The organism is Lactobacillus sp. 23-2 (genome assembly GCF_044902225.1).
GTDB classification, from domain to species: domain Bacteria; phylum Bacillota; class Bacilli; order Lactobacillales; family Lactobacillaceae; genus Lactobacillus; species Lactobacillus absianus.
In genome coordinates this window covers 64,810-91,295 of record NZ_JAOQBX010000002.1, presented here as the reverse complement: position 1 = coordinate 91,295, position 26,486 = coordinate 64,810, and the positions used below count along the sequence as shown (strand labels likewise).

Genomic DNA, 26,486 nt, shown 5'->3' with positions numbered 1-26,486 from the left:
GCGTGATTTTGGTCTTGCTATGGCCTTTCTATTTTTGCGCTTGCCTGTGAATTATTGCAAGCCTAAAAACTTATCCAGGATGCCGATGACGAAGGGCTCATCATGCATCTGCGAGTGTTCGGCCGTCTCGCCCCGGACCTCGACTTCCTGGTAGAAGCGGGCATTGGGGGCCAAGACGTAGCGGATGCTCTTGGCGGAAACGACCGAGATGAAGCGGTCGGAATTAGTCGCGTCCAGGACGTTCCCGTAGATGTTCAGGACGCGGATGCTGGGACTGAAGTCCTTGCGGTGGCGGAGCATGTAGGAGTAGTGGGGCGTCATCATTGATGGCCGCCCGCTTTCGGTCAGCTGGTTGACGTTGGGGATGTCGCCCAGGTACATGACCCCGTTGAAGGGGCCGGCAATCAAGGCGCAGCTGGCCAGGCGCGGGAAGCCAGGCTTTTGGGCAAAGCGCATCTCCGTGGCGACCACGCAGGGCGAGCCCAGGGAGTGGGCGACGGCGCTGTAGTGGCTGAAGCCGTATTTGTGGGCTAAAAAAGGCAGCACGAAGCTGAGATAGTAGTTGATGCCCTGGTAGCCAACGAAGCGGTCCTTCATGGCCAGCTGGATGATTGGCTGAGAGTCACCGGTATAGGTCCCGGTCAAGCGGATGTTGCCCAAAAGGTCAGCCTCTACCTTTAAAAAGCGACTGTCCCCCTTGGCTTGACCGGCTGCCTGGACCATGACGTTGGTCGTGTAGTCCCCGCCGCGGAAGCCATGGATGTAGATGATGGGCACCTGCTCGCCGGCCGCGGCAGGCCGCCCTTCAACCGCGGCCTGGTCGGCAATCTTGGGACGGTGCAGCTTGAGGAAGATCCGGCAGGGCGGAAAGGTGGCCAGCAGGCCCAGGGCAATCATTTGGTTGACGGAGTGGCCGGCCTGGCTCTTGCGCCGTTTCTTTTCAGTTTCTTCAGCGTACTTTCTGGAATTGAAAAAAAGCATGTTCCCTCCTAAACCAATAATGCCATCTTGATACCTAACTATGATAACATGTTCTCGAACAAGACCAGCAAGACAGATTGATCGAAAAGCAGCAGAGAAAGGATTTTTATCATGAAATTTTACGCAGTACGCAAGGGCCGCGAGCCGGGCATCTACCACTCATGGGAGGAGGCCAAGGCCCAGGTTGATGGCTTTCCGGGGGCAGAGTTCAAATCCTTTGCCAATCCCATGGATGCCATTGAATTCATGGATTTTAGCGCGGATGAAGCCATGGATGGGCTGAAAAAGGCTGAAAATACCTTTGAAAATGCCATGGCCAAGATCCAGCGCAAATCGGCCCAATTAGCCAAAAATCCTGCCGGGTCGGCCCAAATCAGGGTCAACCCAGGTGATCCGGCAGTCACGGTGCCGGTGGACGGTCCATACGCGGCTTACGTCTATACCGATGGCGGCTGCCGCAACCATGGGGTTCATAAAGGCGGCCACGTCAAGGAAACCGACCCAGGGGCTTGGGGCTACCTGATCGTCTTGCCGGACGGGCAGAAGTTCGATGGGACAGATGGCGAATTTCAGGCGACCAACAATAAGATGGAAATGACGGCTTTTTTGGAAAGCCTGCGGAAATTGGAGGAATTAGGGCTGCAGGAGCAGGCAGTCCTTTATTCTCTGGATTCGCAATACGTCTTGAACGGCGTTCAGCACTGGATGGCTGGCTGGAAGGCTAAAGGCTGGCGCAAGGCCAAGGGGGAGATTGCCAATCTGGACCTGTGGAAGGCAATTGATGCCGAAGTGGCCAAATTCTCAAACTTGCATTATAAATGGGTTAAGGGGCATGACGTTAATGCCGGCAACATCTATGTTGACCACCTGCTCAACCGCACCATGGACAAGATGGAAGCTGAGCAAAAATAATAAAGAGTCTGGGAAAAAGTCAATGTCATTATGTTAAGACATTGACTTTGGGCAAGGCTTTAGGACGCTCATCCAATTTTAAAAAGGCTTCCAGAAGTTTTACACTTCTAGAAGCCTTTTATATTCGTTAGATTTTTTACCAGACTCTTTGTTTTCCGCCAAGTAAAGCTGGCGGGATTGGTAATTACTTATTCGAGTTAAACAGGCTGGTGAAGAATTCCACGATGGCATCCCAAAGCTTTTGCAAAGCATTGCGGTTCTCTTGAGTATTCAATTTAGAAAAGATGCCTTGGGCGTTTTTCTGGATGGAATCCATAGCCTTGGCGGCCTGCTGCTTAAAGGAACCGGACTTCAGGGCGCCTGAGTCGCGGATTTGGATCAAGATATTGACGATCTGGTTCTTCTGTTCATTGGTGATGACATTGCCCAGGTTGTTGTCTTTAATTTCGTTGTTGACGATATTGATGATGTCCTGCTTGGAAAGGTCAGAGCCCTTTTCGGCCATTTCCTTCTTGGCTCCGGCAACGGCATTGTTTAATTGCGCGTCGGAATAGCCATCCTTGCCCTTGTTTTCCTTGGTGATCCCGCTCAGGGTGTCCATTTCGTTCTGAGCGGCGTTGATCTGGCTTTGGTTCAGCTTGTTGCCGGCCTTGGCATAGGCCTTGTAGATTCCGGCCAAGGCACCAGACCCGTCGATCGGCACGGCGGAAGTAACATAAATGTTGGCGTCGGTGATCCCGGCAGTCACGGCCGCGTTCTTGTACTGGTCAGCAGTGATAGTCGTAATATTATTGCTTCCATTGTAATCCAGGATCTTGACGTTGATCCCAGAGCCGGAGCTGGTCTTTTCAATGGCCGCGCTGGACCAGACGCCGGAAGCGCTGGTGAAGCTGGAGCCGGACGGGTTCAGGTAGGTCACCAGGTCGCTGCCGGTGACGGTCAGCGTGTTATAGCTGGAAGAGTCGCTCAAGGCGCCCTTTAATACGTTTAAAGTCCCTTTCTCTTGTGAAGAAGTCAATGACGTCCCTAAGGTAATTACCGGCGCGGCATCGTCAGCAGCGGCGCTGGCGTGGCCGGCAGCAAAGCCAATAAGGCTGAAGCTGGCCAAGACGGCAGTCAAGGCCGTAATTAGTTTTTTCATGATTGGTTCTCCTTTACGCCAATTATTATACTAGATCCGGCTATTTTTGCCCTGACGTTTAGAAAAAATTAACAGTCGCGCCCGCCGTGACCTTTGTCATGTTTGCCCTGGCTGGCGAAAAAATTCTGTCATAGATGTTATAATGGATTCAATTGCTGAAGATCTGATTTAATTGTATGAATGAGCTGAACAAGAAGGAGGGAGACGCTTGAGCCAAACTGGTGAACCTGAATTGACCGTGATCATGACGGTCTACAACCAGGAAAAATACATTGCCAGAGCCTTGGATCACCTGCTGGCACAGAGCAACCGGAATTTTAAGCTCCTGATCATCGACGACGGCTCCACGGACCAAACCGTGGCCATTGCCCAAAAGTACGCGGCCCGCTTTTGCTGCTTTAAGCTGGTGGTCAAGGAGAACAAAGGGGTGGCCGCGGCCCGCAACCTGGGCCTGGACCTGGTCGACACGCCTTACTTTATCTTTCATGATGGCGATGACTGGGCTGATCCGGCCTATACCGACTACTTTATCAAGCAGTTCAGCGAGCACCCGGAATGGGACTATATCGCTTGCGGCTACTACCTGGATTCTGAGAAGATCACGGCCAAGCCGATCGCGCCAAAAGCGGCCGCGGGGATGCTGACCAAGCTGCAGGGGCTGCGCAAGATCCTGGGAACCATCACTTCCTCCGTGCGCGGCTACTCCTGGAACAAGTGCTACAAGACCAGCCTGGTGCGCCAGTACGATATCCGTTTCAACGAGGAGCTGGACTTGATGGAGGACCAGGTCTTCAACGTGGACTATTTGACCAAGGTGCGGAACTTCTACTTTAATACCATCCCGCTCTACCACTACTGGCAAAGGCCGGACAGCGCCGTCCACACGGTCAGCTGGTCGCACTCAATGAGCATCGTCCGGGCCAACTGCCTGATGCTCTCCATCGTGGTCAAGAACAGCTGGCACAACTGGAGAAAGAGCCACGAAATCCGCCAGATCCACCCAAAGCGCGAGTATTCGCGCGAATTTTTAAGCGAGGGAATCAAAGATGATCATCAAAGTTAATGGAGTTGACCTCTACTATCAAAAGCTGGGCCAAGGCCGCCCGCTAATCCTGCTGCATGGCCACCACCTGGACGGGGGGATGTACAGCAAGGTCATGGCGCCGCTGTCCCTGTACTACACGGTCTATGCCCTGGACATGCGGGGACATGGCTTGAGCAGCGGGGAAATCGCCGAGCACTACCAGACGGAAGTGGAAGACCTGGCGGCCTTCATCAAGCAGCTGGGCCTGGAGAAGCCTTACGTCTTTGGCTACGACTCCGGCGGTCTGGTCACCATGATGCTGGCCAGCCAGGAGCCCGACCTGTTGGGCAAGGCGATCGTGGCCGGGGTCTTTATCGACGGGCATGGGATCCACAAGTACCACTACCTGACGGAAGGGGTCAGACGCTTTCTCAAGTTTGACCGCGACAGCCGGGTGGAGCTGACCGAATCCTACATGACGCCGGAATCCCTGGAAAAGATCACGATCCCGCTCTTATGCGTGGTTGGGGAGAACGACTGGGTAAAAGTCGAACATGTCCGCTGGTACAGCAGCCTGGTGCCAAATGGCCGCCTGGTCTTGATGCCGCGGCAGACGCACGATTCTTACGCGGTTGGCAGCCTGAAGATTTTGGACCTGATAAAAGATTTTTGCAAGGATTAGTCAAAGAAATACTGCTTAAAGGCGAACCTTTGATATAATACTTACGTAGACATAAAATTAGCACGAGTTTAGTGAATGATTCTAAGGGGCTCATGATGACATCATTATCAAAAGAAGAAATCCATAGTTTGCTGCACCCAATGAAGCTGATCGGCCTGGGCGGCAACCCGCAACTGAATGAAAAGGTCGCCAACATTTTGGGCGTGCCGTTGCTGGAAACTTCCGTTCACCACTTCAGTGACGGGGAAATCCAAGTCAACATTGCTGAAACCGTCCGTGGCTGCGACGTCTTCGTCATTCAATCAGTCCAAGACCCAGTCAACGAAAACTTCATGGAATTGGAAATCGTGCTGGACGCCCTGCACCGGGCTTCAGCCCACTCAGTCAACTGTGTCGTTCCTTACCTGGCCTACTCCCGGTCCGACACCAAGACCCGCTCGCGTGAGCCAATCACGGCCAAGCTGATTGCCAACCTGTTGCAATTGACCGGCATTGACCGCCTGCTGACCATCGACTTGCACGCGTCCCAAATCCAAGGCTTCTACGACCTGCCAGTCGACGACCTGCACGCCATTCCAATTTTGGCCCAATACTTCCTGGACAACGGGATCGTTTCCAAGGATGAAGAAGACGTCGTTGTCGTTTCACCAGACCACAGCGGCACCAAGCTGGCCCGGAACTTCGCCCAGTACTTCAACGCGCCAATCGCGATCGTTGACCAGCGCGGGGCAAGATACGACGACAGCGTCCACGACATGATCGGCGACGTTCAAGGCAAGAAGTGCATTATTATCGATGACTTGATCGATACTGGCACCCGTCTGGCTTCATCAACCAGATCCGTCTTCGCGGCCGGCGCGACTAAGGTCTATGCCGCTGCCACCCACGCCTTGCTGTCTCAAGACGCGACTAAGGTTCTGAACGGCTTGCCGCTGGAACAGATCGTGGTAACCGACACCATCAAGCACAGCAAGTACCCGGACCGGATCGTCCGTCTGTCAGTTGACCGCTTGCTGGCCAAGGGGATTGACCACATCTACAACGACCGTTCAATCCACGAAATCTTTGACGAACAAAACAGATTCACCAAAGACTAAAGCAAATTTAGCAACAAAAGGGGAGGCTTGTCAGGGCATTCCCCTTTTTGCTTTTCCTTTGTCTATTTCCTTAAATAAGGTTAAAGTATATGTATTATCGGCCGGAAAGATTGCTATAATTTTAAATAACTTTTGAAGGAAGGACAATTTTAGATGGCTAGAAGAAAAAATATGCAACGGCGGCGTGAAATTTTAGACAACACCTTCCGCTTAATCAGAATTCAAGGCTTTGATCACGTATCATTGCAGATGATCGCGGAAAAGTCAGGCATTTCCAAATCATTGTTGCAGTCTTATTATCCACATAAGGCCCGCTTGATGAGCGATATCGTCAGAAACCTGTTCAACACGATGTGGGACCAGGTCGACGTCAACTATCACGCGACCACCAAGAACCCTTTTGCCCGGGTCAAGGCTTTGATCTACACCATTGCCTCATTGGGGATGGAAGATAAGGGGCTGGACCGTGTGATTTCCGAGGCCTTCACCAACCAGTCTTCTTTGGACAACTGGAGCAAAATGCTGGACGAATGGATGAAGTCGCATGATGCCTTCACGGAATACAGCAACTACCAGGAAATCCGGACTGGCATCGCGTTTATCGTTACCGGAGTTGGCCGCCTTTACCGTGACCGCGGCAAGCACCACCTGAACGCGGAGCAGATGGCGGACTACGCGACTAGCTCTTTGATGTTCAGCTTCGTGCACGCTGACAAGGACACGATTGACGAAGTCCTGGCCGAAGGCCATGGCATCATCAACGACGCAAGCACGGAAGATGTGCACCATGCCATCGACACCATGTTTGACGAAGGAAAAACCATTTACAGTTAAGGGGTAGTTTAGATGGCAGAAAGTTCCAGAATGATCAGACGCAGGGAAAGCAGCCAGCGATATAAAGACGACTGGGCACCGTACAAGCGGCCCATGGCCTTCTTGGTCTTCCTGCTGGTCAGCCTGGCCATGGCGATGGGGACTTTTCTCAATCCGGCCTTTATGAAGGGGGCAATCAAGTCTGAGAGCAACACGGTCGTCGTCAGCAAGATGGTCAACAGCCATTTCAACCGCCTGGCCACGATCGTTGGCGGCAGCAGCGATGACGAGAACCTGATCTCTGATGAGCAGGCCAGAGCGGTCGAAGACCTGATTATCGACTACAAGTATGGCTGGCACTTTTTGCATACGGATGATATGCGCCTGGCCAACAGCATCAAGAAGGTGATCCTGGTCAGTGAAAAGACCGACTCCTCGCAAGTGGCCAGCGTCAGAAAGAAGCTGGGCAAGCAGAAGTCTTCCGCCACCTACATTGTGGCCAATGCTTTTGACCTGGCGGGCGTCATGCTTGAAGCCAATATCGTCACGATCGTCCGCATCATCAACCTGCTGGCCATCGCGGTCTGCTTGATCGCCCTGCAGTCGCTTTTGAGCGATGCCTTCGGGCGGATCATCTTTAAGTCGGCCCTGCACGAGGCAATGGCCGGCTTGATGTGGGCTGGTTTCTTCATGATGCTGGTCTATGGACTTTTGGCCATGATTCCGATTTTGATGGATACCTCCGTGATTGCTTTCGCGGACTTTGGCTACTGGCTGGAAATTGCCAGCGGGGTCTTCTTGGACTTCGTTATCGCCGGCGCCATCATCTTCGTGATCAGCGCCATTCCATGGCAGGCTTCATCGCGCGATAGCTAAGGGGAGCCAGCGGTCAAAAAGGCAGAAACAAAGAAGCAAGACGGAAATAAAGAAAATAAAAACCAGCTCCCTGCCACAGCAGAGAGCTGGTTTTATATATGTAACTATTTTCGTGCACTTTTGCTTGACCGCTGATTGAAGGGGGGTTAGTCCTGTTTCAGGATCGTCACGACCTTGCCGCGCAGGTCGATGATGCCTTCGTGCTTGAGCTTGGCGAATTCCCGGCTCAAGGTTTCAGGGGTGATGCCTAAGAGGCTGGCCAGGTCCTTCTTCTTCAGGGGCAGGGTGAAGGTGGCGCTGCCAGCTTCGTCCGCGTAGTCGCACAGGGTCGCGAAGAGACGGGGGCCGGCTTCCAGGGAATTGCGGCGGACGGCATTTCTTTGGGCAGTGACCAGTCGCTTGCCAAATTCATTAAGCATATGCAGGGACATTTCCGGAGATCGCTTGAGCAGGTTCTGGAAGTCCCGGCTGTTGATTGAGCAGGCCGTGCTGTCTTCCAGGGCCTCAATGAAAAAGTCATCGCCGTGGCTGTCAAAAAGGCTTTCCTCGCCTTTGATGTCGCCCTTCTGCATGACGTCGATGATTTGCTCATCGCCGTCGGCGTTAAGGCTGTAGATCTTGGCCTTGCCCGAATCCAGGGACATGACTGACAGGCGCCCGTCGCCCGGGTAGTGGAGCAGGCTGCCCTTCTTGAAGCGCTCCTGGTGGGTGGAAATCTTGACCAGCTCCTGGCGCAGGTCCAGGGGGAGGTTCTTAAAAATCGGCACGTGGCTGATGCAATTTAGCTTATCGTGAGTCATGAACTTTCTTTCTTTTCTGTCTGCAATAGCGGCAATGGCTATTTTTTCGCTTTCTTGCTGGTCTTCTTGCTTTTCTTGGCTTTTTTGCTGGCCTTGGCTTTCTTCTTGCTGGAAGCCTTTTTCTTGCTGCTCTTGGTCTTTTTCTTGGCAGCTGTCTTCTTGCTTTTCTTGGCCTTTTTCTTGGCGCTGGTCTTCTTGGCGGCCTTCTTGGTCACGGACTTGGTCGTCGTGATCTTGCTGGACTTGATCGTGGAGATGTTCTTGCCAACCTTGTAGAGGTACTTGGCCAGGCCCTTGTCGTTCAAGACCTTCTGGGAGACCTTCTTGGACTTGCTGGTGCTTGAGGAGGCAACCTTCCCGGAAGTGGCGTAGGACCGGGTGGCGTCGCTTTGCTTGAAGAGCTTGAAGCTGTAAGTGGCCAGATTGCCGGCCCGGACGGTGTATTGGTGGCCGTCCGTCAATTTTAAGTTGGCCGGGTAGTAGGTGAGCACCGTTTGGAAGTTCCCGAAGCCATAGCTGCTGTAGTTGGCAACCGTCTTGGCCGCGTAGGTCTTGTGGGTGTCATCGTCAGTCACCGTGATCTTTGGAGTCTTGCTGCAGAACTTGGTGGAGAAGTACAGGGACCAGGCGATGTTCTTCCCGTTCAAAAGCTCAATTGGAAAGACCCCGGCGTTAGGGTAGGCCACCATTTCCCGGCTGGGGCTGGCGTAGGCGTCGCCCAGGTTCAGGACCTGGTTGACCGAGTAGCGGTAGCCGTTGGTCCCGTAAGCCGCCCCGACTGAGATCTTGCTCAGGCGGGTGGACAGGAGCCAGGCCCGGTGGCCGGTGTCAGAACCGGAAAGGTTGTAGCGGTCGGTCAATAGGTCCGTGATCACGTCGCCGGCGCTTTGGTTTGACGCGTTGAAGTTCAAGTTGGCGGCGCTGGAGACGTCCTGGGCCAGCAGCCAGGTCTTCTTGCTGATGAAGGCCGGCCGCTTGTCCGTTGGCAAGCCGTGCTGGTTGACGAACGGGTTGGCATTGATGGCGGCCATGACCGCCGCGGTCGTCTGCGCGTTCTTGTTGCCGGAGGCCGTGGCCTTGACGGCCTTCAGGCCAAACAGGTCGCGGTAGTAGTTGATATAAGCCAGCTGGGAGGCAACGTAAGCTTGATTTAGGGTCCCAGCCTTGAAGTTCTGTTTGAGCGATGGTTTAACGGCGTAAAGGTTCTGCGCGGAGTAGGCAGTCTTGTCCAGAGCCGCGTATTCGGTCTGGAAGCGTCTGACTTCGGCCAGCTCCTGGGGCGTGAAAGCAGCCGCCTTGACCGGCGTGGCCAAGGCGAAGCCCAGCAAGAGCGGAATGGTAAGCAAAATTGGCTTGCGGCGCATAATCATCAACCCCCTTCTAGCTTATATTATAGCCGATTATGAGCCTTTTTTGCCACTAAGCGCTTTCAATGACGAAACTCTTAAATAATGGTAAGAATTGTCCATTTTCTTGCCCACAATAGGCTAGTTTTACGTATAATATAGAGTTGACAAAAAGGAGACAATCAAACATGACAAACAAGAAACAAGTTGGCTTGATTTTTGGTGGTAGTTCTTCAGAATATGAAGTCTCAATCATCTCGGCAAGCAACATTTACAAGGCAATTGACAAAGACAAGTTCGACGTGCACCCAATTTGGATCACCAATGAAGGGTACCTGACCAGTGAAGAAGACTCATTCAAGGTTCTGGAAGACCACGGCTACACGGTCGCCAAGGGCGACAAGCCAGCCAACCTGGCCAACATTGCTGAATTGGCCAACCGTCCGGAATTGGACGTCCTGTTTCCAATCGTTCACGGGAACTTGGGTGAGGACGGCGTTTTGCAAGGGCTTTTCCGCTTGATCGACAAGCCATTCGTCGGCGTGGACGTCTTGGCGGCTGCCGTGACGATGGACAAGGAATTCACTAAGATTCTGGCGGAAACGGCCGGCGTGCCAGTCGCTAAGTGGGTATCCATCAAGCGCTACGAATATGATGATCCAGACAATGAAAAGCTGAGCTACGACTGGGTAGCAAAGAAGCTGGGCACGACCAACCTCTTCGTTAAGCCATCAAACCAAGGCTCATCAGTCGGCATTACCCACGTGGTTGACGACTCCAACTACGCTGATGCTTTGGCGGAAGCCTTCAAGTACGACGACAAGGTCTTAGTTGAAGAAGGCATCGTCGGGACTGAAGTGGAAACGGCCGTTTTGGGCAACGACCACCCAATCGTTTCTGGCGTCGGCCAAATCATCAACGCCAAGAACACTTGGTACAGCTACGAAAACAAGTACAGCGACGACTCAACCACGACCCTGCAGATTCCAGCCAAGATTCCGGCAGAAACGGCAGAAAAGGTCCGGCAAAACGCCTTGAAGATCTACCAAGTCACTGAATGCAGCGGCATGGCCCGGATCGACTCCATGCTGCGCGAAAGCGACGGGGAAGTCATCTTCAACGAGCTGAACTCGCTGCCAGGCTTTACCAGCATCAGCATGTATCCAAAATTGTTCGAAGAAGCCGGCATCGCGTACGGGGACTTGATTACGCGCTTGATCGACTATGCTGAAGAACGCTACGCGCACAAGAAGACCTTGTTGCACAAGCACGATTAGGATTGATTTTTTGGGAAACGGGAAATAAAAATGAGTGAGACCAGTGAGCGGAAAAAGACCAGTGAAGCGGCGAAGGAGCTTGGCATCAGTGAAAACACCCTGCGCAAGTATTCCAAGATCGTGGAAGAAGTGACTGGCAACTCGGCTTACTTTGCTCACCAGAAAAACGCCCGTCTCTACAGTCCAGAGGATCTGGAGAAGCTGCGCCAGCTGGTGGCCAAGTCAAAAGAGCCTGGCCAGACCCTGCTGCAGGCGGCCGCGGGGATTTTTGCCAAGGAGAATCCTGAGAAAATAGCTCAGGTGGTGGCGTCTTTGCAAAAGACCATCGAAAGCCAAAACCAGGTGATCGACTCCTTGAAAGAGGAGCTGTCGTCTTTAAAAGAAGCCCAGAAGCCAGCCGCGCCAGCTGACGACGTGCTTGGCTGGGATGACATTCCCGACCTGCCGGTTGATGACGCGGATGAAGAGGCCGACCTGGACCTGCCCCTGACCCCTGAGCAAAAGCGCGAGCGGGTGGTCGCGGACATGCACCGGTCGGATGAAGAGGTGCACCGGGCCTTGATGGACAAGGTTCAAGAACATGCCCAAAAGGCCGCGCCAACCCACCGGACTCTGGCGGATATGCAGCTTAAATCCAAGAAGCGTCCTTGGTGGAAGCGAATTTTTTAATCAGGCTGATTGAGTTTTTTGCTCAAGCTAAGGAATTGCTTAACTAATTCCTAAAAAAACACAGGCGACCGCACGCGGCCGCCTGTTTGTTTTACAATGAAAGCGCAAAAAGAAAACTGGAAAGGATGAAAGCATGAGCTTAAAGAAGCGGCGCCTGCTTTGGGCTGCCTTGGTCCTGCTGGCGGGCTTGCTGGCAACGGGGATCACCTACTTCAAGACTGTCGGCTATGCCAACGACGTGGCCATGATTACGGACCGCCAGATCAAGGACAAGCTGCTCAAGAAGGAAACCGACATTTACAACAACAAAGACGAGGAGCGGCGCCAGTACCTGCACGCCAAGCTCCTCTCGGGCAAGCACCGGGGACAGGTCTTCAAAACGGTCAATACCTATTATCCCTCCCAGCTGGTCACCCAGAAGTACCGACCGCGGCAGCGGATTTTTGTCCAGATCCACAAGGGAACTTTGGCGATCATCTCGCCTAAGCGGGACTGGACCTTAATGCTGACTTTGACCGTCACCTTGACCTTGATGATCCTGGTCGTGGGGGTCAAGAGCTGGCATTTGATCCTGTCGATGGCGGTCAGCTGGATCCTGTTCTACCTGCTGATTCTGTGGGACGTCCAAGTCAACGGGGCCTATATCGTCTTGATGTTCTCCCTGGCTGATATCGTCTTCTCCTTCTTCAGCCTGTGGCTGGTGCAGGGTTTTGGCAAAAAAATGCTGGTGACCTGGCTGGCGACGCTTTTGGGAGTCTTTGTCTCCTTTGGCCTCTGCTACTTGATCATTAAGCTGACGGGCGAAAGCTACCTCAACTATGAAATGGGCGACTATGCCACCCAGGACGTGCGGGGAATCTTTATGGCCCAGACCCTTTTAGGGGTGCTGGGGGCCGTTATGGACGAAGCCACGGACATCGTGTCGAGTCTGCACGAGCTGATCCAGCACAAGCCAGAGATCACGGTGAAAGAGCTGCTGATTGCTGGCCGGACCATGGGCCAGGAGATCATGGGGCCCTTGATCAACGTCCTGGTCCTGCTTTTTATCTCTGAGGCTTTGCCGGAAAGCATCCTTTACCTGCGGGACAACAATACGATCAGCACCATGTTCAGCTTTACGATGAACCTGGGGGCTACCCAGAGCGCGGTCTCAGCGATCGGGATCGTCTTGACGGTGCCAATCGCGACGGCCTGCTGCCTCTTGTTCCTGAATAAGGAGCAGCGCGCGCGCATCAAGCTGGGCTTTAGCCGGAAAGGAGGGAAAGCGTCATGAGCAGCTTAGGAGCCTTGATTTTATTATTGGCGGTCTTGATGACCATCATCGGCGGGGAAACCGGGATCCGCAGCTTTTTCAGCGTCCTGATCAATACCCTGCTGCTGATCCTGGTTGCCCTCCTGATTTCCTGGGGCTTGAATATTCCCATCATTACCCTGATTTTCGTGCCTTTAAAACTGGTGACGATCATCTTCCTGGGAACCCACGACTATACGGTGGCTAAGAACTCTTTTTACGCCTCTGTCGGCGTTTTGGCCCTGGTCAGTCTCTTTATCACGGGCATCCAGTACCTGGCCCAGGCGGCCGGCTTAGGCCCGGAAGCGGGGGAAATTCTCCTGGGCCACTCCCAGATGCCGGGGATCAGCTATGAAATGATCGCCATCACCGTCGCGGTCTTCTCAGCCTTAGGGGCGGTCGCGGAAGCGGCGGTCTCCATGAGCTCCGGGATTTTGGAGATCAAGAAGGCCAAGCCGGGCATTACTGAGGAAGAATTGCTCAAGAGCGGGAGTGCCATTGGCTACGACGTCCTGGGGACAGCCATGAACACCATCATCTTCGGGATGTTCGGCAGCTTTTTGTCGCTTTTTCTTTGGTATTACAGACTTCATTACTCTTTTGGCGAGGTAATTAATGATAAACTTTTCGTAAACGAGGCATTGATCATCATGTACTCCCTGATGGGCGTCTTGATGACCGTCCCTTTGGCGACTTTGCTCTTGTCCAGGGGGATGTCCAGGAAAAAAGACGAGGCGAAAAAGAACGATGGAAACCAAGAAGATTCAACTAAAGAACTTTAACGACCGCGTATATACGGTCGAAACCTACACGATCAAGTCGGACCGGCCGCCTTTGGACAAAAAGCGGCCTTTGATGGTCGTCATTCCCGGCGGCAGCTTTACCCACCTGTCAGCCCGGGAAAGCGAGCCAATCGCGATGGCCTACATGGCGCGCGGCTACAATGCCTGCATCGTCAACTACAACCTGCTACAAGATGAAGGGCAGATCTATCCAGATGCTGGTCTTGACGTCCTGTCAACGATCAAGTACTACCGGGACCATGCCGCGGAATACCAGATTGATCCGCAGCGGATCGTGACGATCGGTTTTTCCGCCGGCGGCCACATCGCGACCGGCGCCAATTACATGGCTGATGAGGCCAAGTACCAGGAAAAGTATGGCTATCAAGGGGACGAAGTCCGGCCGAACGCGACGATTTTGGGCTATCCTTTGACTGACGTCCACAAGGTGGCTTTTGAACTGGGCAGTCAGGCCGAAAGCGCCCTGCCTAAAGACGAGAAGCTGATCGACACTTCTTTGGGCGTGACGGAGAAGACGCCAGCCACCTTTATCTTCCAGTCATGGAATGACCCGATCGTTCTGCCAACCAACACCATGGCCTACGAGTCCGCCCTGTATGCCAACCATGTCCAGTGCGAGGCCCACATGTTTGACATTGGCCTGCACGGCTACTCTTTGGCCACGCCGGAACTGGCCACCGAGGACAACAGCTGGCAGGGCAGCCGGCATACGGCAAAGTGGCTTGAACTCAGTCTGGAATGGCTGGCCCACCGCTTCTCAGGCAAGAACTTTGACAAGAACCTGAAGGAACTGGCTGCCAAGTACGAGCCGGAAGGCTATGGCAAAGACGCTGACGAAGAAGACTATTGATCATTACTTTAAGCCGCTGCGGCTTTTTTGAAGATTAAAAAACAGTGAAGCTTGGCGCCGCTTGAATTCGGGCTTGTGCTTGGTTATACTAGCCTTAATATGTGAGCGCTTTAGAAAAGCGTGAATATTGTGTAGGAAAAAGTTATTTAATATGATTAGGTGCAATTAACATGAATGAAAGAAACAGCGTTTCTAAAGTAAAGGAGCCGTGGTGGAAGGACGCGGTCATTTACCAAATCTACCCAAAGTCTTTCCAAGACAGCAACGGGGATGGGGTTGGCGACCTGCAAGGGATCATCAGCCGCCTGGACTACCTGCAGCAGCTTGGCGTTGACGCCATCTGGCTCTGCCCGGTCTACAAGTCTCCAGGCATCGACAATGGCTACGATATCGCCGATTATGAGCAGATCGACCCAAAGTACGGAACCATGGCCGATATGGAAGAATTGATCGCGGAAGGCAAAAAGCGGGGAATCCGGATCGTAATGGACCTGGTGGTCAACCACACGTCTGACCAGCACCCTTGGTTCGTGGAAGCCAGAAAGCATCCTGATTCTCCAGAGCACGACTACTACGTCTGGCGTGAGCGGCCAAATGACTTGAAGTCCGCTTTTTCCGGCAGTGCCTGGGAATACGATGAGCAAGTCGGGCAATACTACCTTCACCTCTTTGCCAAGCAGCAGCCGGATCTGAACTGGACTAACCCAGCCCTGCGGGACAAGATCTACAAAATGATGAATTTCTGGATCGCCAAGGGGATCGGAGGCTTCCGCATGGACGTTATCGAGCTGATCGGCAAGCAGCCGGACGCGGGAGTTACGGCCAACGGTCCCAAGCTGCACGACTACTTGCAGGAAATGCACCGGGAGACTTTTGGCGAAGAAGACTTCCTGACGGTTGGCGAGACCTGGGGGGCAACGCTGGACAACGCGCCGCTTTACAGTGACCCGGACCGCAAGGAACTGTCCATGGTCTTCCAATTTGAATTCACCAACCTGGACAAGCAGGCGGGCAAGGAAAAATGGGACACCCGGCCAGTCGATCCTGGCGAATTGAAGCAGGTTTTGGCCAAGTGGCAGCGCCTGGACTTCAAGCATGCCTGGAACAGCCTCTTCTGGGACAACCATGACCTGCCAAGAATCGTGTCCCGCTTTGGCAACGACGGCAAATACCGAGTCGAAAGCGCCAAGATGCTGGCCATGATCCTGCACTGCCTGCGCGGAACGCCTTATATCTATGAAGGCGAAGAGATCGGCATGACCAACCGGCACGTGGATACCATTGATGAGGTTGCCGACATTGAATCAGTCCGCATGTACAATGAGCGGGTGGCCGCTGGGGCCGATCCCAAGCAAGTGATCGCGTCCATCAACTCTCAGGGCCGCGACAATGCCCGGACCCCGATGCAGTGGGATGACAGCCAGAACGCCGGCTTCAGCAGCGCTAAGCCTTGGCTGGCGGTCAACCCCAACTATGCCGCGATCAACGTCAAAGCCGCCCTGGCCGACCCGGACTCCATCTTCTATGTCTACCAAAAGCTGATCGCCTTGCGGCATCACGACCGAATCCTGGTTGACGGTGACTTCAGCCTGCTGGACACCAGCGCTGGCGTGATGGCCTATAAGCGGACCCTAGGCGATGAGCAGCTTTTAGTCGTCGGCAACCTGACAGACCAGGAGCAGGTCCTGGATCTGCCGGACCAAATTGCGTCAGTCCTGGTAGCCAACGCTCCCGTGCCCAAGTCCTTGACTAAGGCGGTTTTAAGCCCGTACCAGGCCTTTGTCGCGCGGATCGCGTAAGCAGATAGATCAGAGGAGGATCACGGCGTGAAAAGAACTACAACTCTTGAGGACGTTGCCCGCAAGGCCCACGTCTCCAAGATGACCGTTTCCCGGGTTATCAATCATCCGGAACTGGTAGCCCCGGAATTGCAGCTGGTAGTCGAGGATGCCATGCACAAGCTCAACTACCACCCCAACCGTGCGGCCCGGGCCCTGGCAACCAACCAGACCAATGTCGTCAAGTTTGTTATCTTGGAAGACGTTGACGGCACGGACCCCTACTTCACCAACGTGTTGTTTGGCGTGGCCACCGGCCTGAAAAAGGAAAACTACACGCTCCAGCTTCTGCTGGATGGCAAGCAGATCAACCAGGGCGCGGCAGATGGGGTAATCATCACCGGGGCCAGAACCGGTGAGTATCCAATGCTGAACCAGATCAAGATGCCTTTTGTCCTGTTTGGCGAAAACGGCGGCGGCTACGACTTCGTGGACACCAACAACCTGCAAGGGGAGACGATGGCGGCTGAGTACGCCTTAAAGCGCGGCTACAGCAACATCGTCTTCATCGGGATCGACGTCAAGGAGGCTTTTGAATTCTCAAGAGAAGCCGGCTACGTCAATACCATGCAGCAGAACAAGAAGATCCCCCGGGTCTTCCGTCTGCCAAACAGCAGCCATGACGGACGCCAGTTCATCGAGGAGCACCTGGACGAATTCCCAAAGAACACCTGCTTCGTCTGTGCCAGCGACCGGATCGCCATGGGCGTGCTGCAGGGGCTGGAAGCCCGCGAGGCCAGCGTTCCGGCTGACTTTGGCGTGATCGGCTTTGACGGGGTCCTGTTGAACCGGGTCGCTTCGCCAACGATTACCACCGTCAAGCAGGCCCTCTGGGAGATCGGCGAGAAGCTGGCCTATCTGATCCTGCGCAAGATCCACCAAGACGGTGCCCCGCAAGGGGAAATGTTCATCGAGCCGACCTTGGACGTGGCGGAGTCGACCAAGTAGGACTTATCATTTAAAAAAAGCGTGTTAAATTTGTAACATTTTGTAACAACGCCAGTACTTGAGAAAAATACGCGAAAGCGCGTTAAGTCAACCTAAAAGAGCATTCCTGAAGCAGGAATGCTCTTTTGTTAGCGTTAACATGCGTCTCTTCGTTGTAAGCGCTCCCTAGTGTCTGCTTTAATTAGAGGCGGAGGATTCAGAACATGAGCAAACATGACGAATGGTTTAAAAATGCAATAATCTATCAGATCTACCCCAAGTCCTTCCAGGACAGCAATGGGGATGGCATCGGTGACTTGAACGGGATTCGCCAGCGCATTCCCTACCTGCGGGACTTGGGGATCAATGCCGTTTGGCTGAATCCGATCTACCAGTCCCCGGGCGTCGACAACGGCTATGATGTCAGCGACTACTACCAAATCGACGGCAAGCTGGGAAGCATGGCTGACTTTGAAGGCATGGTGGCTGACCTGCATCAAGCAGGGATCAAGGTCATCATGGACTTCGTCCTCAACCATACGTCCATCCAGCACCCGTGGTTTAAGGAAGCCGTCAGCGACCCCCACAGCCCTTACCGGGACTACTATATTTTTGCCGGCAAGCAGGGCAAGCGGCCCAACAACTGGGGCAGCTTCTTTGGCGGCAGCGTTTGGGAACCTGACCCAGCGGGGACTGGCCAGTCCTACTTCCACTTGTTTGACAAGCGGATGCCGGACCTGAACTGGGAAAATCCCAAGGTTGCCCAAGAGATGCTCAAGGCCGCGGAATTCTGGCTGGCCAAGGGGGTCGATGGTCTGCGGGTGGATGCCTTCATTCACATTGCCAAGGCTGACCTGCGCCAGAGCTACCCATCAACCAGCAAAGAGCCGGTGGTAGCCGAACCCTTCTTCGCCAACCTGCCGGAAGTGCAGGAAAGACTGCGGCCGTTCTGCGCGGCCATCCGCCGGGACTTCCCAGGCACCCTGCTGCTTGGCGAGGCGGCCAGCGCCAACGTCAACCTGGCTTACGACTACACGGCCAAGGATCGCGGCCTGATGGACTCCGTCGTCACTTTCAGATATTTTGCGGAAGACCAGTCCACGGTTGACGAGTCCTACAGCGACCAGTACCAGCCAAAGGGCATGGACTGGCTGGCATTTAAGCAGACGCAGGCGGTTTGGCAGCAGACTTTAAAGGACGGCCTGCCGACCCTGTACTGGAGCAACCATGACATGGCCCGCCTGGGCACCAGGTTTGCCAAGACCGCGGTTCAGCAGAAGTCTTTGGCCATGCTGATGTATCTGGAGCACGGGTTGCCGATCATCTACTACGGTGAAGAACTTGGTCTGCACAACCTGCATTTTGAGAAAGCGGCCGACTTCAAGGACATGACGGTTGACGCCTTCATGGCCAGCGCCAAAAAAGCCGGCAAGTCACCAGCCGCGGCTCTTGAAATGGTCAATGCCACCCACAAGCTGCCAGCCAGAGGCCCCATGCCTTGGGATGACAGCCAGTTCAATGGCTTCAGCACCGTCACCCCGTGGCTGACTGGCGAAAGCCAAGACCAGGTGAGCGTCAAGAGCGAGGAAGCAGATCCAGACAGCATGCTGGCCTTCTACAAGGCCTTGCTGAAGCTCAAGCAGGAAGCCCTCTTTACTGACGGGAGCTACTACCTGCTTGACACGGCCCCGGAAATCGTGGCCTACCAGCGGGACTTGGGCCAAGAGCACGCTCTGGTGATCGTCTCCCTCAGCGCCAAGAAGCAGCAGGTCACCTTGCCGGCTGAATTTGCCAAGCCACGGCCGGTCCTACAAGCCGGCAATTGGACGGCCACGGGCCAGGAAGTGACCCTGATGCCGTTTGCCGGCCTCGTTTTAAAAGCCGAATAAGTTAGACGAAAAGGTAAACACAGTAAAGAACGAACAGTAGCAAAAAATACCTAAGGAGCATAAGCAAATGCAAACTGCAGCATTGAGACACAGACCAGAAAGCGAAGACTGCTTCCTGATCAACAAAGAACAAATGAAGGTTCGTCTCCACACGGGCAAAGACATCAAGGAAGTCCGCGTCTACTACGCTGACGTGCATGAGCCGCTGGAAAAGAAGCGGGAATTGTCTTTGACCCTGGCCGGGCATGGCCAGGTCCAGGACTACTGGGAAGGCACCCTGACCCTGCCTTTGCACCGGGCCCAATACCTGTTTGAGGTCATTGGCCTTGACGGCAGCAAGTGCGTCTATGGCGACCGCGGCCTGCGAGAAGACGAAGAAGCAGCCTACGAGGATCCAAACAATTACTTCAAGCTGCCTTACTTCCACGAAATCGACATGGTCAAGACCCCAGACTGGGTCAAGCACACGGTCTGGTACCAAATCTTCCCTGAGCGCTTCGCCAATGGGGACAAGCAAAACGACCGCCCCGGCACCAAGGCCTGGAATCCTGAAGACCACCCGACTAGAGAAGACTTCTACGGCGGTGACCTGCAAGGGGTGCTGGACCACTTGGACTACCTGAAGCAGCTGGGGGTCAACGGGCTCTACTTCTGCCCGATCTTCAAGGCCAGCTCCAATCACAAGTACGACACCATTGACTACTTGGAGATCGACCCTGACTTTGGCGACAAGAAGCTGTTTGCCCAGCTGGTCAACGCGGCGCATGAGCGGGGGATGCACGTCATGCTTGACGCCGTCTTCAACCACATGGGCGACCACTCCCTGCAATGGCAGGACGTAGTCAAAAATGGGGCCAAGTCCCGCTTCGCCGGCTGGTTCCACATCAACCGCTTTCCGGTTGAGCCATATGATCCGGAAGATCCAAGCTACGAGACTTTTGCCTTTGAAAAGCACATGCCAAAACTGAACACCGCCAACCCGGAAGTCCAGGACTACCTGCTGACGATCGCGACCTATTGGGTCAAGGAATTCGATATCGATGCCTGGCGCCTGGACGTAGCGGACGAAGTGGACCACCACTTCTGGAAAGCCTTCCATGATGCGGTCGCAGCTATCAAGCCCGACTTCTACATCTTGGGTGAATCTTGGCACTCCAGCCAGTCCTGGCTTAATGGCGGCGAATTCTCCGGGGTCATGAACTATCCGTTCACCGGCTTGATTTCCGACCACTTCCTGAAGGGGACGCAAGACGCCAAGACCATGACCGAGCTGCTGACCGACCAGCTCTTCTTGTACCGGGACCAGACCAATTCAGTCATGCTGAACGTTCTGGACTCGCACGATACGCCAAGAATCAAGACCGTTGCCGGCGAAGATGAAGACAAGGCCCTGCAGGCTTTGGCCTTCACCTTCCTCCAAACCGGGACTCCATGCATCTACTATGGGACCGAAATGGGGATGAGCGGCGGTGCTGATCCGGACTGCCGCAAGCCAATGGATTGGTCCAAGGCAGGCAGCCCCGTTTGGGAGGCCGTCAGCCGCCTGATCAAGTTCCGCTTGGCCCACGCCAAGACACTGAGCCAGGGGACGACCCTTTTGGAAGTCGCTGAAAACGGTTTGGTCCACGTCAAGCGCGCCGGCGCTGAAAAAGTCGAAGCTTGGTTCAACACGACTGACCAGCCGGTGGAAGTCAAGGCTGACGCGGCTTTGAGCCAAAAGTACGCTGACGGGAAATTAGCGCCAAAAGGCTACGTGATTGAAATGATGTAAAAAAGCTGTTAACGGTAACATCAAATCAGTCCTTGTTAGCGTTTGCAAGTAACGGCATAATTGAGTCAGAATCAATTGAGCGAGGAAAAAAGAAACATGAAACGCATTTTTGAAATCGATCCCTGGAAATTAACCAGCCACACCTTCAATAAAGAAGACAAGCGGCTGCAAGAAAGCATGACCTCAATCGGCAACGAATATATGGGTTTGCGCGGCAACTTTGAAGAAGGCTACAGCGGCGACAGCCTGAAAGGCACCTACTACGCGGGCGTCTGGTTCCCAGACAAGACTCGGGTCGGCTGGTGGAAGAACGGCTACCCGGACTACTTCGGCAAGACCTTGAACGCGCCAAGCTTCATTGACTTGGGCATCACGATCAACGGCACCAAGCTGGACCTGGCCGTCAACAAGATCAGCGACTTCGAGCTTACCCTGGACATGCACCAAGGCCTGCTGACCCGCTCCTTCATCTATGAAGGCGGCGATGTTCGCGTCAAGTTTGAGTTTACCCGCTTCTTGAGCGTGGTCATCCGCCAGGCAGCCTTGATCAAGGTCAAGGCCACCGTTTTAAGCGGCAGCGCCAAAATTACGGTAGCTAGCGGTTTGAACGGCCGGGTCTACAATGAAGACTCCAACTATGAAGAAGGCTTCTGGGATGCCTTAGGCGAAGACGCCGACGCTAGAAGCATTCAGCTGCGGACCAAGGCCAACAACTTCGGCACCCCACAATTCACCGTCCTCCTTAAGGAATCAATGCGGGAAAACAACGAAAAGGTCGAAGGCACGGTCAAGACGGCCGCAGGGCAATTGAGCGAAAGCTTCACCTATAATTTGGGCGAAGGCGAAAGCTTCGAACTGGAAAAGGACGTCATCGTCGTTACCAGCCGGGACGTGGCTGACGCGGAGCAGGCAGCCGAAGCGCAAAAGCTGATGGACCAGCTGCAGGCTAAGTCATTTGACCAAAACCTGGCTGACCACGAGGCAGTTTGGACCAAGCGCTGGGAATCCTGTGACGTTGCCATTGACGGCGACCCAGATGCCCAACAAGGGATCCGCTTCAACATCTTGCAATTGTTCATGACCTACTATGGCCAAGACCCTCGCTTGAACATCGGGCCAAAGGGCTTCACCGGTGAAAAGTACGGCGGTGCCACTTACTGGGACACGGAAGCCTTCATTATCCCAATGTACTTGGCCGTTGCGCCTAAGGAAGTCACCCACGCTTTGCTGGAATACCGGCACGAGCAATTGCCAGGCGCCTTCCACAACGCCCGCCAGCAAGGCTTGAAGGGGGCCCTGTTCCCAATGGTGACCTTCAACGGGATTGAATGCCACAACGAATGGGAAATCACCTTCGAAGAAATCCACAGAAACGCGGACATTCCATTTGCCATCTACCAATACACCCGTTACACGGGCGATGACTCCTACGTCAAGGACGAAGGGATGGACGTCTTGGTATCGACCGCCCGCTTCTGGGCTGACCGGGTCCACTTCTCCAAGCGCAAGGGCAAGTACATGATCCACGGTGTAACCGGTCCTAACGAGTACGAAAACAACGTCAACAACAACTGGTTTACCAACACGATGGCCAGATGGCTGCTCAGCTACACCCTGGAACGTTGGCCACTGGCTGATGAAGCGGCTAAGAAGCGCCTGCAGGTAAGCGACGATGAACTGGCCAAGTGGCAAGACATCGTTGACCGCATGTACCTCCCAGAAGACAAGGAATTAGGCATCTTCGTGCAAAACGATACCTACCTGGACAAGGACCTGCGTCCAGTCTCCAGCATCCCTGCCGACCAATTGCCGTTGAACCAGCACTGGTCATGGGACAAGATCCTGCGTTCCCCATTCATCAAGCAAGCCGACGTTTTGCAAGGGATCTACTTCTTGAATGACCGCTACACCAAGGAACAAAAGGAAAAGAACTTCGACTTCTACGAACCAATGACGGTTCACGAAAGCTCCCTGAGTGCTTCAATCCACGCCATCCTGGCCGCGGAACTGGGCAAGCAGGAAAAGGCCATGGACCTGTACAAGCGGACAGCCCGCCTGGACTTGGACAACTACAACAACGACACCAGCGACGGCCTGCACATCACTTCAATGTCCGGCAGCTGGCTGGCCATCGTGCAAGGCTTTGCCGGCATGCGCTACAACGAAGACGGCGTAAGCTTTGCGCCATTCCTGCCAAAGGGCTGGACGCGCTACAGCTTCAAGATCAACTACCGGGGTCGCATCCTGGCCGTGGAAGTTGCCGACGAGGTCAAGATCAGCCTTCTGTCAGGTGCTGACCTGACGGTCAAGGTTTGGGATCAAGAAGTTGCATTGAAAGAAGGACAGACTAAATGCTTAAAGGATTAATCTTTGACCTGGACGGGGTAATCACCGACTCAGCCGTCTACCACTTGAAAGCTTGGCAAGACCTGGCCAAGAGCATTGGCATTGATCTTCCGGAAGAGTTTGGCGATAAGCTCCGCGGCAGATCAAGAATGGACTCCCTGGAGCTGATTCTGGAATTTGGCCACAAGCAAGACCAATACACGGAAGCAGAGAAGGAAGCCCTGGCCGCCAAGAAGAACGCGGCTTACGTGAACGCGGTCAAGCAGATGACCCGGGCAGACATTTTGCCAAACATGGACAAGCTTCTTGCCGAAGCCAAGCAGCAAGGCTTGAAGCTGGCCCTGGCCTCAGCCTCCAAGAACGCGCCGCTGATTCTGCATCAGCTGGGCTTGGAGGATGCCTTCGAAGCCCGGGTTGACCCAGCGACCTTGAAGCATGGGAAGCCGGACCCGGAAATCTACGTCAAGGCCCAAGAGCTGCTAGGCTTGAAGGCTGACGAGGTAATTTCCTTTGAAGACGCGCCAGCTGGCATCCAGTCAATCAAGGCTGCTGGCCAATTCGCGGTCGGAATCGGGGATCCGGTCGTGCTCAAGGGAGCGGACTACGTGGTTGGCTCCACGAGCGCCCTTGAATTGAGCGAAATCGAAAAAGTGTTTGAAAAGACTGAAAAATAGACAGAAGAGGACTAGGTAGAAGAGCAATGGTAAAAATTGACTTAAATCACATCTATAAGAAATACCCAAATGCCACCGACTACTCCGTGTCTGACTTTGACCTCCACATCGACGATCAAGAATTCATCGTCTTTGTTGGGCCATCTGGCTGCGGCAAGTCCACGACCCTGCGGATGATCGCTGGCTTGGAAGACATTTCCAAGGGGACCTTGGCCATCGACGGCAAAGTCATGAACGATGTTGGCCCACGTGACCGGAACATCGCCATGGTCTTCCAGAACTACGCCCTGTACCCGCACATGTCCGTTTACGACAACATGGCCTTCAGCCTGAAGTTGCGTCACTATGACAAGGGCGAAATCGACAAGCGGGTCAAGAGCGCGGCCCAATCCCTGGGGTTAGCCCACCTGCTAGAACGGCGGCCAGCCGACCTGTCTGGTGGTCAAAGACAGCGGGTTGCCTTAGGGAGAGCGATCGTACGTGACGCGCCAATCTTCCTGATGGACGAACCGCTGTCCAACTTGGACGCCAAGCTGCGGGTCTCCATGAGAGCGGAGATCGCCAAGATTCACCAAAAGCTGAAGACGACCACGATTTACGTTACTCACGACCAAACCGAAGCCATGACTTTGGCCAGCCGGATCGTCGTCATGAACAACGGGCGGATCCAGCAGATCGGGACGCCAAAGGAAGTCTATAACAAGCCTGTCAACCAATTCGTGGCTGGCTTCATCGGGTCACCGCAAATGAACTTCTTCGATATTTCCTTTGACGGGACCTACATTTCCGATGGCAAGGGCGTGAAGATGCATCTGCCAGAAGGCCGGGCCAAGGAATTGAACGAGAAGGGCTACAAGGACAAGAAGCTGGTGATGGGCTTGCGTCCTGAAGACATCCACATGGAACAAGCCTTCCTGGACACTTGGCCAGAATCAACGGTTGACGCGGAAGTCGTCGTTTCGGAATTGCTGGGGGCTACAAGCCAGCTTTACATGAACGTCGATGGAACTGAATTCGTCGGCGTGGTAAACGCCCGCGACTTCCACCACCCTGGCGACAACGTCAAGGCGGGCTTCAACCTGAACAGTGCCCACTTCTTCGACAAGGACACGCACGTAACGATCAGCAATTAAGAAGAATTGCTGGAAACTAATTTAATCAAGCTTACCAAGACTTGCGGCAAAGGCCGCAGGCGGTATGAAAACTAACAGATGTTATTTTAGGAGGAAAAAAATGAGTTTATGGAAGAAAGCTGCCATGAGCAGTGCCGCAGTATTGGCTGCGTTGAGTTTATCAGCTTGCTCAAATGGGAGCAGCAGCAGCAGCAGTTCATCAAATAATTCTAACAAGAAGGCTTCATTGACTTTGTGGGTTGACACCGAACAAGTCGGCTACTACAAGTCAATCGTGAAGGACTTCCACAAGAAGTATCCAAACATTTCCGTTAAGGTTACCCAAAGTCCTAACGGCTCAGCCAACGCCAAGACTGACGTCGGCAAAGACGCGTCCAAGGCTGCGGACGTCTTCGAAGTTCCTAACGACCAATTGGGGCAAATGGCCAACGCGGGCTACATCAACCCACTGTCACCAAGCGATACCAAGAAGATCAAGAGCGACTACGTTGCCCAAGCCTACAAGGGCGTAACTTGGAAGGGCAAGGTCTACGCTTACCCATACGCTCAACAAGCCGACACGATCTACTACAACAAGTCCAAGCTGTCAGCTAATGACGTCAAGGACTGGAACACTTTGACCTCTAAGGGCGTGGTTGCCACTGACTTTACCAACGCCTACACCATGTGGCCAATCTTCTTCTCAGCCGGTACCAAGCTTTACGGCGACAACGGCGAAGACCTTAAGGGCTCAACCTTCAACAGCCAAAATGGTGTCAACGCTTTGACCTGGATTGCCAAGCAAAAGAGCAACAAGGGCGTAATGCAGACTTCCAACGCTTTGAACCAATTGAAGAAGGGCAACGCTGACGCTATCATGGATGGTCCTTGGAACGCTGCCAACATCAAGAAGATCTTGGGCAAGAACTTCGGCGTTGCCAAGTACCCAATGGTAACTGTCGGTGGCAAGAAGGCCCAACTCGAAGCATTCTTGGGGATCGAAGGCTTCGCTGTCAACTCACACACCTCTGACGCTAAGGCCGCTTCAGAATTGGCTGCCTACATCACCGACAAGAAGTCACAACTGATCGCCCACAAGGAAGCTGGTCAAATCCCAGTTTTGAAGAGCGCGGTTGCCTCAAGCGCGGTTAAGAGCGACCCAGTTGCTGAAGCCGTAATCGAAATGTCTAAGAGCGGCAACTCAGTTCTGCAGCCAAAGCTGCCACAAATGGCAACCTTCTGGGATGGTGCAGCTCCTTTGATCAGCGGTGCTTACGACGGCAAGATCAAGGCTTCACAATACAAGGCTCAGCTTGCTAAGTTTGACAAGAAGATTTCTAAGAAGTAAGTTAGCTTGAATTAGTTTT

The 26,486-nt window shown here is 53.9% G+C and carries 24 protein-coding genes; 19 read left to right on the top strand and 5 right to left on the bottom strand.

Annotation, left to right across the window (positions count from 1 at the left end; all coding sequences use genetic code 11):
* Positions 1 to 51: 51 nt before the first annotated feature.
* Positions 52 to 981 (bottom strand): alpha/beta hydrolase, encoded by a 930-nt coding sequence (locus OCH80_RS01350; protein WP_404537287.1) that lies wholly within the window; start codon positions 979 to 981, stop codon positions 52 to 54.
* 111 nt (positions 982 to 1,092) lie between these two features.
* Between OCH80_RS01350 and OCH80_RS01345 the strand changes: the two genes are divergently transcribed.
* Positions 1,093 to 1,893, top strand: a complete 801-nt coding sequence (locus OCH80_RS01345) for a ribonuclease H family protein (RefSeq protein WP_404537285.1) — start codon at positions 1,093 to 1,095, stop codon at positions 1,891 to 1,893.
* Positions 1,894 to 2,077: 184 nt separating this feature from the next.
* Here OCH80_RS01345 and OCH80_RS01340 read toward each other — a convergent pair whose 3' ends face one another.
* Positions 2,078 to 3,034, bottom strand: coding sequence for a DUF1002 domain-containing protein (locus OCH80_RS01340; protein ID WP_404537283.1), 957 nt, complete (start codon positions 3,032 to 3,034; stop codon positions 2,078 to 2,080).
* A 208-nt stretch (positions 3,035 to 3,242) separates the two neighbouring features.
* On the opposite strand from OCH80_RS01340, the gene OCH80_RS01335 reads away from it, so the two are divergent.
* The 5 genes from OCH80_RS01335 to OCH80_RS01315 all read left to right on the top strand — a co-directional run bounded on the left by OCH80_RS01335 (position 3,243) and on the right by OCH80_RS01315 (position 7,526).
* Entirely contained in the window at positions 3,243 to 4,097 is an 855-nt protein-coding gene (locus OCH80_RS01335; protein WP_404537281.1) for a glycosyltransferase family 2 protein, read from the top strand.
* Positions 4,081 to 4,740: an alpha/beta fold hydrolase gene (locus OCH80_RS01330; RefSeq protein ID WP_154548263.1), complete on the top strand. Its 660-nt coding sequence runs from the start codon at positions 4,081 to 4,083 to the stop codon at positions 4,738 to 4,740. Before OCH80_RS01335 ends, OCH80_RS01330 begins: the two co-directional genes overlap by 17 nt.
* Positions 4,741 to 4,835: 95 nt before the next feature.
* A complete protein-coding gene (locus tag OCH80_RS01325; protein WP_154548265.1) occupies positions 4,836 to 5,837 on the top strand; it encodes a ribose-phosphate pyrophosphokinase in 1,002 nt (333 codons plus the stop codon).
* 153 nt (positions 5,838 to 5,990) lie between these two features.
* The gene (locus OCH80_RS01320; RefSeq protein WP_404537278.1) at positions 5,991 to 6,671 is read left to right on the top strand and encodes a TetR/AcrR family transcriptional regulator; all 681 of its coding nucleotides are present in this window, start codon (positions 5,991 to 5,993) and stop codon (positions 6,669 to 6,671) included.
* A 12-nt stretch (positions 6,672 to 6,683) separates the two neighbouring features.
* Positions 6,684 to 7,526 carry a hypothetical protein gene (locus OCH80_RS01315; protein WP_404537276.1) on the top strand — a complete coding sequence of 281 codons (843 nt, stop codon included), beginning with the start codon at positions 6,684 to 6,686 and terminating at the stop codon, positions 7,524 to 7,526.
* A gap of 146 nt (positions 7,527 to 7,672) precedes the next feature.
* On the opposite strand, the gene OCH80_RS01310 is transcribed toward OCH80_RS01315, so the two are convergent.
* Both OCH80_RS01310 and OCH80_RS01305 read right to left on the bottom strand, forming a co-directional pair.
* Positions 7,673 to 8,326, bottom strand: a complete 654-nt coding sequence (locus tag OCH80_RS01310) for a Crp/Fnr family transcriptional regulator (RefSeq protein WP_154548271.1) — start codon at positions 8,324 to 8,326, stop codon at positions 7,673 to 7,675.
* Between the two features lie 38 nt (positions 8,327 to 8,364).
* Positions 8,365 to 9,696, bottom strand: a complete 1,332-nt coding sequence (locus OCH80_RS01305; protein WP_404537274.1) for a CAP domain-containing protein — start codon at positions 9,694 to 9,696, stop codon at positions 8,365 to 8,367.
* Between the two features lie 164 nt (positions 9,697 to 9,860).
* Between OCH80_RS01305 and OCH80_RS01300 the strand changes: the two genes are divergently transcribed.
* The 12 genes from OCH80_RS01300 to OCH80_RS01245 all read left to right on the top strand — a co-directional run bounded on the left by OCH80_RS01300 (position 9,861) and on the right by OCH80_RS01245 (position 25,140).
* On the top strand, positions 9,861 to 10,949 hold the full coding sequence (locus tag OCH80_RS01300) for a D-alanine--D-alanine ligase family protein (RefSeq protein ID WP_302187834.1): 1,089 nt from the start codon (positions 9,861 to 9,863) through the stop codon (positions 10,947 to 10,949).
* Between the two features lie 30 nt (positions 10,950 to 10,979).
* Positions 10,980 to 11,618, top strand: coding sequence for a MerR family transcriptional regulator (locus OCH80_RS01295; RefSeq protein WP_404537272.1), 639 nt, complete (start codon positions 10,980 to 10,982; stop codon positions 11,616 to 11,618).
* A gap of 133 nt (positions 11,619 to 11,751) precedes the next feature.
* Positions 11,752 to 12,891, top strand: coding sequence for a YibE/F family protein (locus tag OCH80_RS01290; RefSeq protein ID WP_404537270.1), 1,140 nt, complete (start codon positions 11,752 to 11,754; stop codon positions 12,889 to 12,891).
* The gene (locus tag OCH80_RS01285) at positions 12,888 to 13,691 is read left to right on the top strand and encodes a YibE/F family protein (protein WP_404537268.1); all 804 of its coding nucleotides are present in this window, start codon (positions 12,888 to 12,890) and stop codon (positions 13,689 to 13,691) included. Before OCH80_RS01290 ends, OCH80_RS01285 begins: the two co-directional genes overlap by 4 nt.
* Complete coding sequence (locus OCH80_RS01280; RefSeq protein ID WP_404537266.1) at positions 13,657 to 14,562, top strand: alpha/beta hydrolase; 906 nt, start codon at positions 13,657 to 13,659, stop codon at positions 14,560 to 14,562. The genes OCH80_RS01285 and OCH80_RS01280 overlap by 35 nt, the downstream gene beginning before the upstream one ends.
* A gap of 170 nt (positions 14,563 to 14,732) precedes the next feature.
* Positions 14,733 to 16,361, top strand: coding sequence for an alpha-glucosidase (locus OCH80_RS01275; protein ID WP_404537264.1), 1,629 nt, complete (start codon positions 14,733 to 14,735; stop codon positions 16,359 to 16,361).
* A gap of 27 nt (positions 16,362 to 16,388) precedes the next feature.
* Complete coding sequence (locus tag OCH80_RS01270) at positions 16,389 to 17,348, top strand: LacI family DNA-binding transcriptional regulator (protein WP_404537262.1); 960 nt, start codon at positions 16,389 to 16,391, stop codon at positions 17,346 to 17,348.
* 203 nt (positions 17,349 to 17,551) lie between these two features.
* On the top strand, positions 17,552 to 19,216 hold the full coding sequence (locus OCH80_RS01265; RefSeq protein ID WP_404537260.1) for an alpha-glucosidase: 1,665 nt from the start codon (positions 17,552 to 17,554) through the stop codon (positions 19,214 to 19,216).
* A gap of 67 nt (positions 19,217 to 19,283) precedes the next feature.
* A complete protein-coding gene (locus OCH80_RS01260) occupies positions 19,284 to 20,987 on the top strand; it encodes a glycoside hydrolase family 13 protein (protein WP_404537258.1) in 1,704 nt (567 codons plus the stop codon).
* A gap of 96 nt (positions 20,988 to 21,083) precedes the next feature.
* Positions 21,084 to 23,354, top strand: coding sequence for a glycoside hydrolase family 65 protein (locus OCH80_RS01255; protein WP_404537256.1), 2,271 nt, complete (start codon positions 21,084 to 21,086; stop codon positions 23,352 to 23,354).
* Positions 23,339 to 24,007 carry a beta-phosphoglucomutase gene (gene pgmB, locus OCH80_RS01250; RefSeq protein WP_206987991.1) on the top strand — a complete coding sequence of 223 codons (669 nt, stop codon included), beginning with the start codon at positions 23,339 to 23,341 and terminating at the stop codon, positions 24,005 to 24,007. Before OCH80_RS01255 ends, pgmB begins: the two co-directional genes overlap by 16 nt.
* Positions 24,008 to 24,033: 26 nt before the next feature.
* Entirely contained in the window at positions 24,034 to 25,140 is a 1,107-nt protein-coding gene (locus tag OCH80_RS01245; RefSeq protein WP_404537254.1) for an ABC transporter ATP-binding protein, read from the top strand.
* An 81-nt stretch (positions 25,141 to 25,221) separates the two neighbouring features.
* On the opposite strand, the gene OCH80_RS01240 is transcribed toward OCH80_RS01245, so the two are convergent.
* The gene (locus OCH80_RS01240; RefSeq protein ID WP_404537397.1) at positions 25,222 to 25,356 is read right to left on the bottom strand and encodes a hypothetical protein; all 135 of its coding nucleotides are present in this window, start codon (positions 25,354 to 25,356) and stop codon (positions 25,222 to 25,224) included.
* On the opposite strand from OCH80_RS01240, the gene OCH80_RS01235 reads away from it, so the two are divergent.
* Positions 25,292 to 26,467, top strand: a complete 1,176-nt coding sequence (locus OCH80_RS01235; RefSeq protein ID WP_404537393.1) for an extracellular solute-binding protein — start codon at positions 25,292 to 25,294, stop codon at positions 26,465 to 26,467. The genes OCH80_RS01240 and OCH80_RS01235 overlap by 65 nt on opposite strands.
* The last annotated feature ends 19 nt before the right edge of the window (positions 26,468 to 26,486 follow it).